Raw genomic sequence first — 12,900 nt, 5'->3', positions numbered from 1 at the left:
CGTGCAGCGGACAGCAAGGCTGAACCCCTGCCGCCGAGCCTCTTCCAGTAATCGAGCCTCGACAACGGCTTCTGTGTGTTCGCTGAGGATTGCGCCCGAAGGCGCAGCGGCATCAGCCGCAGCGCCTCGGGTTTCGCAGGTGTCGGTCAACGGCCACCGCCAAGGGTGGCCTGCGCATAGTCGCGAGACTCGGCCAACTTGGAGCGGATATCCCGCTCCACCTCGGGGGCGAGCGTGGCGACGACTTCCAAAATCGGCGCGATGACGTTCCGAACGAGCAAGGCCAGCGCGCAGGCCGTGGTGTAGCCGAGTTCGTCCGGCGGGAGGGTCTGCGCCCATTCGATGCCGACGCTATCGGTTGCGGCGTCATCGCCTGCGGCACAGGCGTATTCGTACATCATCACCGTCGCGGCGGACTGGATCCGCGAGACGTCGAGGACGCCGCGCGGGGTGCCGTCGTCGTTGACGATCAGCCTCACGTCGGGCATGTCATCCATGCTTGATTCCCTTCGGGGTGTCGGTCGTCTCGTCGCTGCCGAACAGCGCACGGACAGTGCGGAATGCATCGGCCCATGCCCGCTCCACCTCGGGCATCGACATGCCGTCGACCGCGGCGAGCCGCTGGGTCAGCGCGGCGAGCTGGGACCGTTGCACTCGCTCCCGCCATGCCTGCTCACTGCGTCGGGGCACCCGGGGGTTGTCGGCCGGAACTGCGCGGTCGCCGAAGTGCTTGCGCCACAGTTCCCGGGCGTCGTCGGGCGAGCAGATCGGCCGACCGATCGACGGGGCCACGTGGGGGTGAGTCACGACCGCGCCCCCTCGGCTTCGACCTGTTCGGCGACTTCCATCAGGACAGCCGCGAGCCGTCGGGCCTCGGCAACCGTCATGTCCACGTCACCGTTCGGGCACGCCAAGTAGACAGAGTCCCTGCCGCCCCACTGACGATGTGCAGAGACCTCCACGGCGGGCATTGCCTGGGGGTAGTACTGGGGTTCCAACGTCAGCGGGACCAAGTGGTCAGGTCCCCAGCAGACCCTGTCGTCGTCGAGCATCTCGCCCAGGTGTCCGTCGCCCAGATTGCAGAACAACGCGCAGGTGGCGGCCCGGTTGCACTGTTGGCACTTGACCGCGACATCCGGCAACGGAGCAGGTGCGGTGCCGACGACCGCGGTGCAGGTCGAGCAGAGTAGGTCAATCCATTCGACGACTTCGGCCGAGCAGCCCCAGCCGTCGCTGCACTCGAACAGTTGGCGTCCGTTGCTGTAGCCCGCGGGCTTGGACGTGGATCCGACGCCGAACTCACGACCGCACTTGCGGCAAGCGTGACCGTCGCGTTGCTGCTCGGTGAGCTCCGCAGGTTCCACATCGGCGAGCGCGAGCTCGACCTCCTTGGCGAAGGTGGGGCCGACCAGCAAGCTCAGGACGCTGACGCCGAGATGTGCGCCGATGAGTCCGACCTCATCGATCAGCCACGGCTCTTTGCCGTCCAAGCAGACGTTGATTCGGTCCTCCGTGATCTCGGTCAGCGCGCTGACGGTCGAGATGGACAGGCCGGACTCGACAATGGCTCGCTTGACCTTGTGGTTGACCGATCGCGCGAACTGGCCGAACTCGCGGTCCTGTTCGGCGACGTGGCCCATGCCGATGGCAGCTGCCGTGGACGGGCCGGGGAAGGGTACGCTGTTCACTGCACATCCTTTGGTGAGGGTGATGTTCTTTCGACGGCCCGGGACGCGGTGGCATCCGCTCCCGGGTCGCTCCCGTTTCGGGGCGGTGAATCGGGCATCAGGCGGCCCCTGGCCGGACGGTGTTCTCGGCCTCGTAGGCGTGAATGGCCTCCCAGGAGTACAAGATCCTGCGGCGCCCGATGATCATGTACTCCGGCCCGTCACCTCGGTATCGCTGTTGCGCCAAGGCGGCCTCGGTGGTCTGCCAGTGCCGCGCCAGATCGGTAGGTGTGGCGTGTGCGTTGTCCGGCGCGGTCGTTTCTTGGGGGATGACTGCCTTCTCGATCGGGAGGCGGGTCCGTTTCACGCGAACTCCTCTTAGTGTCGTTACATGTCACTTATCGTCTTACTTTGACGATGATTGACATGGAATCACTAAAGTTCTCCGTAGTCAACTGTTGATTGCGAATGGCAAACTATGCAAGTATCGCGGTCATGGCAGGCAGAGAACCGGAGTATGGCCCGACCGCCAAGACAGTCGGGGCGAACATCGCTCGGCTGCGGAAGGCGCTGGATCTGAACTACAAGGAGGTGTCAGAACGGCTGAAATCTGTTGCCGAATGGGATATTTCACCTGTAGGTGTTCGGCGGATGGAGGAGAGCCAACGCCGCGTAACAGTCGATGACCTAGTTGCGCTCAGTGTCGCGCTGAACTGCTCGCCGCTGGCATTGCTGCTACCGCCGACCAGCGTTGAGCACGTCGTGACCATCACGGGCGCGGAGATGCGGCCGGGGTGGGAAGTGTGGGATTGGGGCAAGGGCGAGCGGCCTCTGCTTCTCGGCGAGATGCTGGAAGCGGCCTTTCCAAAGCTCGGGCGATCCGACCGCATACGTGCAGCTCAAACCCAGTACAGGTTGAACTCAGACCCCACCCTGCAAGGAGTCGCGGGCGCACCGAACGTCTTCCTGGTCACCGCACCCGACGATGAGGGGGAAGCAGACGATGGCGACGATTGAGAGCTACGAACTGACACCTAAGTGCGGCAAGGACGGCAAGCTCCGCAAGCCTGAGATCCGCTATATGGTGCGCTACCGCAAGCCGAACGGCGCGCAGACCAAGCGCCGCGGCTTCCGACGCAAGACCGACGCCGAGGCGTTCGCCAACCGGGTAGAGGTCAAAAAGGCAGATGGCGACTACATCGCGCCGTCGCTCGGCAGGATCACGCACGATGAGTTGGCGCTGGACTGGCTGAAGGAGAAGAAGGCGAGCGTCGCACCATCGAATTACCGGACGCTCGAGGCGGCTTGGCGCAACCACGTACAGCCCAGATGGGGACACATCCGAATCGGCGACGTGACCCAAGATTCGGTGCGGGAATGGATCATCGACATGCGCCTGGTCGCGCAGGAACGCGCCAAGGAGAAGGGCAAGCCGGACATCAATGCCGGTGCGACCGTGATCATTCGCGCATTCGGAGTTCTCGCGGGCATTCTCGATATGGCCGTGGACACGAAGCGGCTCATTCCGAAAAATCACGCTCGAGGCAAGCAGGTCTCAAAGGTCCTGCCGACGAAGAGCAAGAGACGCCACGTCTACCTCAATGCCGACGACGTGCAGCGGCTCGCGAATGAGGCCGGTCGACACAGACTCCTGGTGCTCATGCTCGCCTACTGCGGGCCTCGATGGGGCGAGCTGATCGCGCTACGCGTACGCGACATCGACATTCCGCGCAGGCGCATCACCGTGGAGAACAACGCCGTGCAGCTCGGCGTCGAGCACGCGGAGGGCCAGACCAAGGGCAAGGAGATCCGCACCGTACCCGTGCCGCGGTTCATCCTCGATCAGCTCAAGGAGCACATGAAGGGCAAGCAGGGTGACGCGCTGGTGTTCCCGCATCCGGACGACGCGACCAAGTTCCTGCCGCGGCCGAAGACGGAAGGCGGGTGGTTCACCGGGGCCGTGAAGCGGGCGCAAGTGCAGCCGATCACGCCCCACGACCTACGGCACACGTGCGCGTCGCTGGCTGTCTCGGCCGGGGCGAACGTGCTGGCGCTGGCCCGGTTGCTCGGGCACAAGGACGCCAAGGAGACGTTGAACACCTACGCGGACTTGTTCGACGACGACCTGGACAAGCTCGCGGACGCCATCGACGCGGCGTATGGACCGGGCGAGTGTGCCCAAAATGTGCCCACGGACGAGGAAACCGACGCTACTGCGGCATGAAAAAGCCCCTCACCTGTGTAAACAGATGAAGGGCTATGGCGGTGGCGGAGGGATTTGAACCCTCGGAGGGGGGTTACCCCTCACACGCTTTCGAGGCGTGCTCCTTAGGCCGCTCGGACACGCCACCGCCGACAACCATACCGGACCGGTGCCAGATCACTAAATCCCCTGTATAACCTGGGTGCGGTGGGCTCAGCGCTGGGTGCGGAAGAATTCGTCGAGCAAGGCCGCGCATTCGTCCGCGAGCACCCCGCCGCGTACCTGGGGCCGGTGGTTGAGCCGGCGGTCACGCACCACGTCCCACAGCGAGCCGACGGCGCCGGTCTTCGGCTCCCACGCGCCGAAGATCAGGCGGCCCACCCGCGCGAGCACCAGCGCACCAGCGCACATGGTGCACGGCTCCAGCGTGACGGCGAGCGTGGCGCCCTCCAGCCGCCATCCGTCGCCGTAGACCGCGGCGGCGCGGCGCAGCGCCAGGATCTCCGCGTGCGCGGTCGGATCGCCCAACGCCTCCCGCGCGTTCGCGGCCCGAGCGAGTTCCCTTCCGGCGGAGTCGAATACCACCGCACCGACGGGTACGTCACGCTCCCCCGCGGCCGCCGCGGCATCGATGGCCGCGCGCACCATGTCAGTGTCCGAGGGGAACGCGTCCGGGAGAACGCCCACGTCAGCGCGGTAGCTTGTCCAGCACCGCGGCGAATTCGTTCGCGAAGCCCAGACGCTGGGCGATCATGCCGAGCTGCTCGTCGGGATAGAGATCGGTCTCGGCGAGGATGACGCTCAGCACCGGTTCGGGCAGGCCGAGATCGGCGAGCACACCGAGGTCGCCCTCCTCCCACGGTTCCACGTCGTCCAGTTCATCCGGATCGATGTCGGGAATTTCCACGTTCAGGGCCTCTAGGATGTCCGCGGCGATGTCGTAATCGATCGCGGCCGTGGCGTCCGAGACGAGCATCCGGGTTCCGCTCGGCGCGGGCCGGAGCACGATGAAGAACTCGTCGTCGATGTCGAGCAACCCGAACACCGCTCCGGAACTGCGCAATGCCTTCAGTTCGGTTTCCGCGGCGGACAGATCGGTGAGCGTGTCCCGGCTCAGCGGACTGCACCGCCACTTGCCTTCTTCGCGGACAACCGCCACTGCGAACCCCTCCACGTCGTCGTAATCGTCCGACGCCGCCCTGTTCGTGCCCGAGCGCTGTGCTGCCATGGCCGCAACGGTAGTCTGCTCGAGCTGAAATGTTGAAGTCGTATGCCAATCTGTTCCGGTGACTTCGGCGAAGAAAGCACCCGTGTGCGTCCTCGGGACCGGTTTGATCGGTGGGTCGCTGTTGCGCGCGGCCGTCGCCGCGGGCTACGACTGCTGGGGGTACAACCGCTCCGCGGTGGGCGCGCGGGCCGCCCGCGCCGACGGATTCGACGTCACCGAAGACTTGCCTGCCGCGCTGCGCCGCGCCGCCGAGACCGACGCGCTCATCGTCGTCGCGGTGCCGATGCCCGCGGTGGACCACATGCTCTCGGCGATCGCCCGCTACGCGCCGGAGTGCGCCATCACCGATGTGGTGAGCGTGAAGGGGCCGGTCGCGGCGGCTGTGCGCGACCACGGTCTGGCCCGCCGGTACGTCGGCGGCCATCCCATGGCCGGTACGTCGGAATCAGGCTGGACAGCCGCCGATTCCGCACTGTTCCGGGACGCGGTGTGGGCGATCGGCGTCGACGAGGGCACGGGGGTGGACCCGTGGACCCGCGTGGTGCGGCTGGCGCTGGATTGCGGCGCGGTGGTGGTACCGGTGGTGGCCGCGGAACACGATCGCGCTGTGGCCCGCATCTCCCACCTGCCGCACGTGCTCGCCGAGGCACTGGCTGTGGCAGGCGCCGGCGGAGGTGAGCTCGCGCTGGGACTCGCGGCCGGGTCGTTCCGGGATGGCACCCGCGTCGCGGGCACGGCGCCCGACCTGGTTCGCGCGATCTGCGAACCGAATTCCGCGGCACTACTGGAAGTTCTGGACGAAACACTCACCGTGCTCGGCGCGGCGCGCGATAGCCTGCGCGACAAGCGATCCCTCGCGGACCTCGTCGAGGCCGGGCACAACGCGCGACAACGCTATGAATCCGCGCGCCGCTGGGAGATCACCGACATCCGTCCCGGCGACCGCGATTGGCTGGAAGACCTGCGGGCGGCAGGCGAGCGCGGTGGGGTCATCACCCGGCTGAGCTGACCGCGTCAGATCCGTTCGGCCAGTCCCGGGTAGTCCAGCAGGAACCCGTCGGCGTCCACCGTGACCGTCGCGCTGGAGACCGGCGACAGCACACTGATGCCGTCGGCGGCGCTGCTGTAGACCAGGGTGGCCTCCTGGACGAGCAGGTCGGGCAGGCGGACGTAGACCACCGGGACCTGGACGTCCTCGACCGCGTGCTGCAGGTCGTAGCGGCGGATCGGCAGGGTGTTGAAGAACGGGCTGAGCACCACGTCGACGTCGAGGGCGCCGGCGAAGGTGGAGCGCACATGGTTGCCGCCCGCGTCGACGAGCCAGTAGTTCTCCTCGTCGCGGGCGATGGAGGCGTGCCGCTCCCCGGCGGCCGTCGTGGTGCGCAGCGACAGCCGTTTCGTCGCGCCGTTCTCGTCGGTGACCAGGTCGTACGACGCGCTGAACGCCGGATGGTCCGCGCTCGCGCCGCCGATCATGCGCCCGGTGGCGCGGATGCGGTTGCCGTTCAGCTGCACCCGCACCGACTCCATCCGGGTCGCGTCGGGGGCGCGCCAGGTGAGGATCGCCGGCCACCGGGATTCCTGCGTGCTCGCGGCGGGGCTCTCGGGGTCGGAGGCTGGGGTCATCACGTATCTACCGTAAGCGACATCCGGCCCAGGCCCGTAGAAGCGCCCCTCATCACACGAGCGACTCCCGCCACGCCGCGTGCAAGCCGGCGAACCGGCCGGTCCCCGCGATCAGGGCATCCGGCGCGCCGTCCTCGACGATCCGGCCGTACTCCAGCACCAGCACGCGGTCCGCGATCGCCACCGTGGACAGCCGGTGCGCGATGATCACCGCCGTGCGCCCGCGCAGCAGGGTCTCGAGTGCGTGCTGCACCAGCCGTTCGCTGGGGATATCCAGGCTCGATGTGGCCTCATCCAGCACGATCACGGCGGGATCGGCCAGGAATACCCGCGCGAACGCGACCAGCTGCCGCTGCCCCGCCGAGAGCCTGCCGCCGCGTTTGCGCACGTCGGTGGCGAAGCCCTCGGGCAACGCCCGCACGAAGTCGTACAGGCCGACCGCGCGGGCCGCCGCGAACACCTCCGCGTCGGTGGCCTCCGGCCTGCCCAACCGGATGTTGTCGGCCACCGAACCGGAGAACAGGTAGGACTCCTGGGTGACCATCACCACATTGCGGCGCAGGTCGACGTCGGACAGCTCGCGCAGGTCGATGCCGTCCAGCGTGACCACGCCGCCGGACGGGTCGTAGAACCGCGTCAGCAGCTTCGCCAGCGTCGACTTGCCCGCGCCGGTCGCACCGACCAGCGCGATCACCTGGCCGGCCGGCATGTCCAGGGTGAACTCCGGCAGCACCGGTCGCGTGCGGTGATCCGCGCGCACGCCGTCGCCCACCTGGCCCTTATCCACCTGCTCCGCGGATGGGCCGCCGTCGGCGGTCGAACCAGCCGAGTAGCCGAACCACACCTTCTCCATCCGCACCGCGCCGGAGGCCTTGTGCAGAGTGACCGGCCGCGCGGGCTCGGGCACCGACGGCTCCTCTTCGAGCACGCCCGAGATCTTCTCCAGCGCGGCCGCCGCGGACTGGTAGGCGTTGAACACCTGCGCCAGCTCGTCCAACGGCCCATAGAACTCGTTGAGGTAGAGCAGGTAGGCCGCGAGCACGCCGACCGCGAGATCGCCCTCGATCACCCGCCAGGCGCCCACCACGATGATGGTGACCGTGGTCAGGTTGCCGAGCAGTTTGGTCAGGCCCGCGTAGTCGCCCATACCGCGCATGGCCGCGGTGGTCGCCCGGCGGTATTCGGAGTCCTCGATCGCGAGCACCGACTCGTTGCGCTGCTCCCGGCGGAACGCCTGCACCGCTCGCATGCCGCCCATCGACTCGACGAACTGCACGACCACCTTGGCGATCGCGGCGCGCGTGCGCCGGTAGCCCGCTCGCTGCCTGCGCTGCGCCCAACGGGTGACCAGCACCAGCGGGACGAACCCGACCAGCACGATCGCGGCGAGCGCCTGATCCAGGTAGATCAGCAGCGCCGCGATGGTCAGCACCGACAGGATCGCGCTCAGCGCCTGGTTGAGCGCGCTCTCCAGCAGTTCCTGCAGCGTCTCGATGTCGCCGGTGAGCCGCGCCACCACCTTGCCCGAGGTGTACTTCTCGTGGAAGGCGACGCTGAGCCGCTGCACGTGCGTGAACGCGCGCACACGCAGGTCGAACAACACGCTCTGGCTGAGTTTGCCGGTCACCCGCAGGAAAGCGTACGTACAGACCGAGCCGAGCAGGATCGAGCCGAGGTAACCGGCCACGGTGCGAGCCAGCGGCGCCCAATCGCCCGCGATACCGCGCGCGATACCGGTGTCCAGGGCGTGCGCGACGAACAGCGGCGCGGACACTTTCGCGACGTTGTCCAGCACGATGAGCGCCAGCGCGAGCCCCGCGAGGGTGCGGTAGGGCTTGACCAGGTCGAGCAGCAGCCGCCGGGAGCGTCCGGCCAGCACCAGATTGCCGGTCTCGGTGACCTCTTTGTCCTCGCCCGCGATGCCGCGCCAGTCGGCCGCGCCTTCCTCGCCCATCGGATCGTCCACGGGCGCTTCATCTTTCGAGATAGTGGTACTCACGACTACTCACCTCCCATCAGTTCGCGGTAGGTCCTGCTGGTGCGCAGCAAGTGATCGTGGGTGCCCTCCGCGACGATCCGGCCGTCGGCGAGCACCGCCACCCGATCGGCCAGCGCGGCCGTGGACGGACGATGCGCGACGAGCAGCGTCGTCGCGTCGGCCAGCACGGTGCGCAGCCGTGCTTGCACCCGCTCCTCGGTCTCCACGTCGAGTGCGGACAGCGGGTCGTCGAGCACCATGATCCGGCTGCGCCTGCCCTCGCCCGCGCCGGTGAGCACCGCGCGAGCCAGCGCGAGACGCTGCCGCTGGCCACCGGACAAACTCAGGCCCTGTTCGCCGATCCTGGTGTCCAAGCCCCAGGGCAGGTCGTCGACGAACTCGGTGGCCTGCGCGACCTCGAGCGCGCGGCGCACGCCGGCGTCGGTGGCGGACGGGTCGCCGAGCGCGACGTTCTCCCGCACACTCGCCGAGAACAACACCGGCTCCTCGAACGCGACCGACACCAGCGATCGCAGGTCGGCGACCCGCATCGCCGCGATGTCGATGCCGTCGATAGTGATCGCGCCGCCCGTCACGTCGTACAAGCGCGGAATCAGATTGAGCAGCGCCGTCTTGCCGCTTCCCGTGGCGCCGACCAGCGCCACGGTCTCGCCGGGGCGCACCCGCAACGACACCCCGCGCAGCACCTCGCGCTCCGCGTCGGGAAACGCGAAACGCACAGCATCCAGCCGTAATTCGCCACGGATGCGGTCCGGTAAGCGCACCGGATCGGCCGGATCGGTGATGTCGACCGGGGTGTCGATGATCTCCCAGTACCGGTCCGCCGCGGTGCGCGCGTCGTTCAGCTCCGCGAGCAGGAAGCCGGTCCAGATGATCGGCCACTGCAGGAAAGTCGCGAGCGTGATGGCCGCGATCAAGGTGCCCAGCGTCATCGTGCCGTGCGCCACCGCGTATCCGCCATAGCCGAGCGCGAACGCGATGGCCAGTTGCGGAATGCTCAGCATGCTCGACCACAACGTCGCGTCCAGGCGCGCTTTCAGCAGTTCGGTCTGCCGCAGTTCCTGCGCCTGGGCGGTGAAACGGCGACCGAAGAACACGCCGCGCCCGAACGCCTTGAGCACCCGCACGCCCTGGGCGGATTCCTCCGCCGTGGTGGCCAGGTCCCCCGACTGGTCCTGCGAACGCCGCGACGCCACCGAGTACCGGCGCTCGAAGCGAACGCAGATGAACACCAGGGGGACGGCGATCACCGCGAAGATCAGGCCGATCTGCGGACTCAGCCCGATCAGCACGAGCAGGCCCACCGGGATGATCAGGCAGTGGATGAGCAAGAACGGCCCCGCGAACGAGACGAACCGGCGCATAGTGGCCAGATCGTCGATCGCACGTGAGAGCAACTGACCCGACTCCCACGCGTCGTGCCTGCCGATCGACAAGGCTTGCAGCTTCCGGAAGATCGCGGCGCGCAGCGTGATCTCGATACGCGTCGCGGGCGCCGCGATCAGCCAGCGGCGTCCCCACATGCCACCGGCCTCCAGTAGACCGAGCGCCAGCACCACGGCGACCGGCCCGAGCGCGCCCGCGAGATCGCGGCGTGCGATCGGGCCATCGATGATCCGCGCGATCATCAGCGGGATGACGACGGCCGTCAGGCCGGACAGCAGCGCCAGACCGCTCGCGGCGAGCGACATGCGGACATGCGGATGCAGGTACGGCCAGAACCGGCGCAAGGAATGCAAGCGGCCCGTGGCGGCGGGCCGCTCCGTTCTGTCGGCCTCCGGTTCGGCCGACGAAACGTCCAGTGCGACAGACAAGACTCCCCCTCGAGGTGTGGCTGGCGGCGGAGAACGAGACCCACGGTGATGTTGGCAGCAGGGTCCGACATTTCAGGGTCGCACCAGAACGCGCACCGGCCAACCGATTTTCCGTCCGCCGCCCGGCACGCACGGCTCGTCGCGGCGACGGATTCGGCACTCGTCCACCCAGTCGACCACCTCTGGCGAACCCGAGATCCAGCCGCGCGGATCTAGACTCCCCGGCATGCTGATCGTCGCCGGATACCTGCGCGTCACCGATCGCGACCGCTATCTCGACAGCTGCCGGGAAGTCGTGGCGCTCGCCCGCGCCACCGATGGCTGCCGGAACCGAGATCAGGCTCTAGCCCACGCCCGCGGTCTCCGGCTCCCAACCCTGGGGCGCGTCCGGGAAAGCCTGTTGCTGATGACCGCCGCGCAGCGTGCCCTCCAGATAGGCCGCCCGGCAGGCGCGGCGGGCGATCTTGCCGCTGGAGGTGCGCGGAATCGAACCCGCGGGCACCAGCAGCACGTCACGGACCATGACGCCGTGGCGGCGCGCGATCGCCGCGCGCACGGTGTCGGCGACCGGTTCCGGCTCGAGCTTGCCCGCGCGAGCATTGCGCTCCGCGACGATCACCAACTGCTCGGAAGTGTCCTCGGCGTCGAACGTCAGGCCGGAGTGGCTGCCCTGCTCGAAGACCAGCGCGGGCAGCTCGTTGGCCGGCACCGAGAACGCCGCGACGAAGCCGGGCCGCAACGCCGTGCTTGATTCCTGGGCCGAGTACTCCAGATCCTGCGGATAGTGGTTGCGGCCGTCGACGATGACCAGGTCCTTGACCCGTCCGGTGATGTACAGCTCGCCGTCGAGGTACGCGCCGAAATCTCCGGTGCGCATCCAGTTGGCGTCCTGCGGGGTGCCCTCCGCGTGACTGCCCTCGGGCAACCGCGCGGTCAGCTGGGCGCGGAAGGTGGCCTCGGTCTCCTCGGGGCGGCCCCAATATCCGATTCCCATGTTCTCACCGTGCAGCCAGATTTCGCCGACCTCGCCGTCAGTCCGCTCGGTGCCGTGCTCCGGATCCACGATCACCGCCCACTGCGACAGGGCGACGTATCCACAGGACACCTGCGCGATCGCGTTGTCCGCGTCCGCGGGGACCTGCACCATGCGCCCGGCGTTCAGCTCGGCCCGGTCGACATGGACGACCTTCGCTTTGTCCTGGGCCCTGGTGGCGGAGACGAACACCGTCGCCTCCGCCATGCCGTAGCACGGCTTGATCGCCGTCTCCGGCAACCCGTAGGGCGCGAACGCCTCGTTGAATTTCTTCATCGATGACACCGACACCGGCTCGCTGCCGTTGATCAGTCCGATCACATTGGAAAGGTCCAATTTCTCGCCGGGCTTCGGTTTGCCGCGCGCCGCGGCGTGCTCGAACGCGAAATTGGGCGCGGCGGCGAAAGTCCCCGCGCCGTCGGAGGCGGCGGCCAATTCCTTGATCCAGCGATAGGGACGGCGCACGAACGCGCTCGGCGACATGATGGTGATGAATCCGCCGCCGACGGTCGGCAGGATTACCGCCAGCAGACCCATATCGTGGAACAACGGCAGCCAGGTGACCCCGCGCGAATTCTCGGTGACGCCGATGGCGTCGATCATCTGCAGCAGGTTGGTGCCCACCGCGCGGTGGGTTATCTCCACGCCCGCGGGCGTCCGGGTGGAACCCGAGGTGTACTGCAAGTAGGCGATGCTGTCGATGTCGACATCCGGGCGCACCCACGAAGCGCCGACACCGTCCGGGATGGCCTCCACCGCGATGATGCGCGGACGTTCTGATGGTGGCAGGTGCCGGAAGAATTTCCGCACGCCGCTCGCCGCCGAGCCCACCGTGAGAATCGCGGCGGGCTCGCAGTCGCCGAGCACCGCGTGCAGCCGGTCGGTGTGGCCCTGTTCCTCCGGGTCGAACAGCGGAACCGCGATAGTGCCCGCGTACACCGCGGCGAAGAGCGAGACCACGTAGTCGAGTCCTTGCGGAGCGAGAATCGCCACCCGGTCCCCCGGGCGCGTGACCTGCTGCAACCGGGCCGCCACCGCGCGCAAGCGCACGCCGAACTGCCGCCAGGTGAGATCGTGGTATTCACCGTCCCGTTCCCGGGAATAGTCGATGAAGCGGTAGGCGAGATCGTCGCCGTTCTCCACGCTGTGCTTGTCGACGAAGTCGATCAGGGTCTTGTCCCCGGGAATTCTGATATTGCCCTGATCGTCCAGATAGTCGTCGAAGGTTTCGTCGATCATCGCCTTATCCTTTTCCAGCGCACGATCACTCAGGTCGTGCAATGACATCGAACACCGGTCGATAACGAAGCGCCGGGAAGGCTAGCGGGTG

General features: G+C 67.7%; 13 protein-coding genes and 1 tRNA gene. 3 read left to right on the top strand and 11 right to left on the bottom strand.

All coding sequences use genetic code 11. From position 1 onward, the window contains the following. Positions 1–146: 146 nt before the first annotated feature. The 4 genes from ACT89H_RS20995 to ACT89H_RS20980 form a co-directional block, all read right to left on the bottom strand. Entirely contained in the window at positions 147–497 is a 351-nt protein-coding gene (locus tag ACT89H_RS20995; protein WP_445110311.1) for a hypothetical protein, read from the bottom strand. Then, entirely contained in the window at positions 490–807 is a 318-nt protein-coding gene (locus ACT89H_RS20990; RefSeq protein WP_445110310.1) for a hypothetical protein, read from the bottom strand. Before ACT89H_RS20990 ends, ACT89H_RS20995 begins: the two co-directional genes overlap by 8 nt. Further along, the gene (locus tag ACT89H_RS20985) at positions 804–1,688 is read right to left on the bottom strand and encodes a hypothetical protein (RefSeq protein ID WP_445110309.1); all 885 of its coding nucleotides are present in this window, start codon (positions 1,686–1,688) and stop codon (positions 804–806) included. Before ACT89H_RS20985 ends, ACT89H_RS20990 begins: the two co-directional genes overlap by 4 nt. Positions 1,689–1,785: 97 nt before the next feature. Beyond that, a complete protein-coding gene (locus tag ACT89H_RS20980) occupies positions 1,786–2,034 on the bottom strand; it encodes a hypothetical protein (protein ID WP_445110308.1) in 249 nt (82 codons plus the stop codon). Positions 2,035–2,162: 128 nt separating this feature from the next. On the opposite strand from ACT89H_RS20980, the gene ACT89H_RS20975 reads away from it, so the two are divergent. Continuing rightward, on the top strand, positions 2,163–2,684 hold the full coding sequence (locus ACT89H_RS20975; RefSeq protein WP_445110307.1) for a helix-turn-helix domain-containing protein: 522 nt from the start codon (positions 2,163–2,165) through the stop codon (positions 2,682–2,684). Continuing rightward, positions 2,671–3,891: a tyrosine-type recombinase/integrase gene (locus ACT89H_RS20970; RefSeq protein WP_445110306.1), complete on the top strand. Its 1,221-nt coding sequence runs from the start codon at positions 2,671–2,673 to the stop codon at positions 3,889–3,891. The genes ACT89H_RS20975 and ACT89H_RS20970 overlap by 14 nt, the downstream gene beginning before the upstream one ends. A gap of 36 nt (positions 3,892–3,927) precedes the next feature. Here ACT89H_RS20970 and ACT89H_RS20965 read toward each other — a convergent pair. From ACT89H_RS20965 to ACT89H_RS20955, 3 genes are all read right to left on the bottom strand, one after another. Next, a tRNA-Ser gene (locus ACT89H_RS20965) sits at positions 3,928–4,018 on the bottom strand. A 65-nt stretch (positions 4,019–4,083) separates the two neighbouring features. After that, a complete protein-coding gene (locus tag ACT89H_RS20960) occupies positions 4,084–4,518 on the bottom strand; it encodes a nucleoside deaminase (RefSeq protein ID WP_445110391.1) in 435 nt (144 codons plus the stop codon). A 40-nt stretch (positions 4,519–4,558) separates the two neighbouring features. Beyond that, positions 4,559–5,098 carry a tRNA adenosine deaminase-associated protein gene (locus tag ACT89H_RS20955; protein WP_445110305.1) on the bottom strand — a complete coding sequence of 180 codons (540 nt, stop codon included), beginning with the start codon at positions 5,096–5,098 and terminating at the stop codon, positions 4,559–4,561. Positions 5,099–5,156: 58 nt separating this feature from the next. Between ACT89H_RS20955 and ACT89H_RS20950 the strand changes: the two genes are divergently transcribed. Then, entirely contained in the window at positions 5,157–6,107 is a 951-nt protein-coding gene (locus tag ACT89H_RS20950; RefSeq protein WP_445110304.1) for a prephenate dehydrogenase, read from the top strand. Positions 6,108–6,112: 5 nt separating this feature from the next. Here the strand turns inward: ACT89H_RS20950 and ACT89H_RS20945 are convergent, their stop codons facing one another. The 4 genes from ACT89H_RS20945 to fadD32 all read right to left on the bottom strand — a co-directional run bounded on the left by ACT89H_RS20945 (position 6,113) and on the right by fadD32 (position 12,809). Then, positions 6,113–6,724 carry a putative glycolipid-binding domain-containing protein gene (locus ACT89H_RS20945; RefSeq protein WP_445110390.1) on the bottom strand — a complete coding sequence of 204 codons (612 nt, stop codon included), beginning with the start codon at positions 6,722–6,724 and terminating at the stop codon, positions 6,113–6,115. A 52-nt stretch (positions 6,725–6,776) separates the two neighbouring features. Continuing rightward, positions 6,777–8,678: an ABC transporter ATP-binding protein gene (locus ACT89H_RS20940; RefSeq protein WP_445110389.1), complete on the bottom strand. Its 1,902-nt coding sequence runs from the start codon at positions 8,676–8,678 to the stop codon at positions 6,777–6,779. 47 nt (positions 8,679–8,725) lie between these two features. Continuing rightward, positions 8,726–10,537: an ABC transporter ATP-binding protein gene (locus ACT89H_RS20935; protein ID WP_445110303.1), complete on the bottom strand. Its 1,812-nt coding sequence runs from the start codon at positions 10,535–10,537 to the stop codon at positions 8,726–8,728. Positions 10,538–10,880: 343 nt separating this feature from the next. Then, on the bottom strand, positions 10,881–12,809 hold the full coding sequence (fadD32, locus tag ACT89H_RS20930) for a long-chain-fatty-acid--AMP ligase FadD32 (RefSeq protein ID WP_445110302.1): 1,929 nt from the start codon (positions 12,807–12,809) through the stop codon (positions 10,881–10,883). Between the last annotated feature and the right edge of the window lie 91 nt (positions 12,810–12,900).

Source organism: Nocardia aegles (assembly GCF_052545135.1).
Note: the sequence above shows the minus strand (reverse complement) of the source record. Positions and strands in the feature narration are given on the sequence as shown.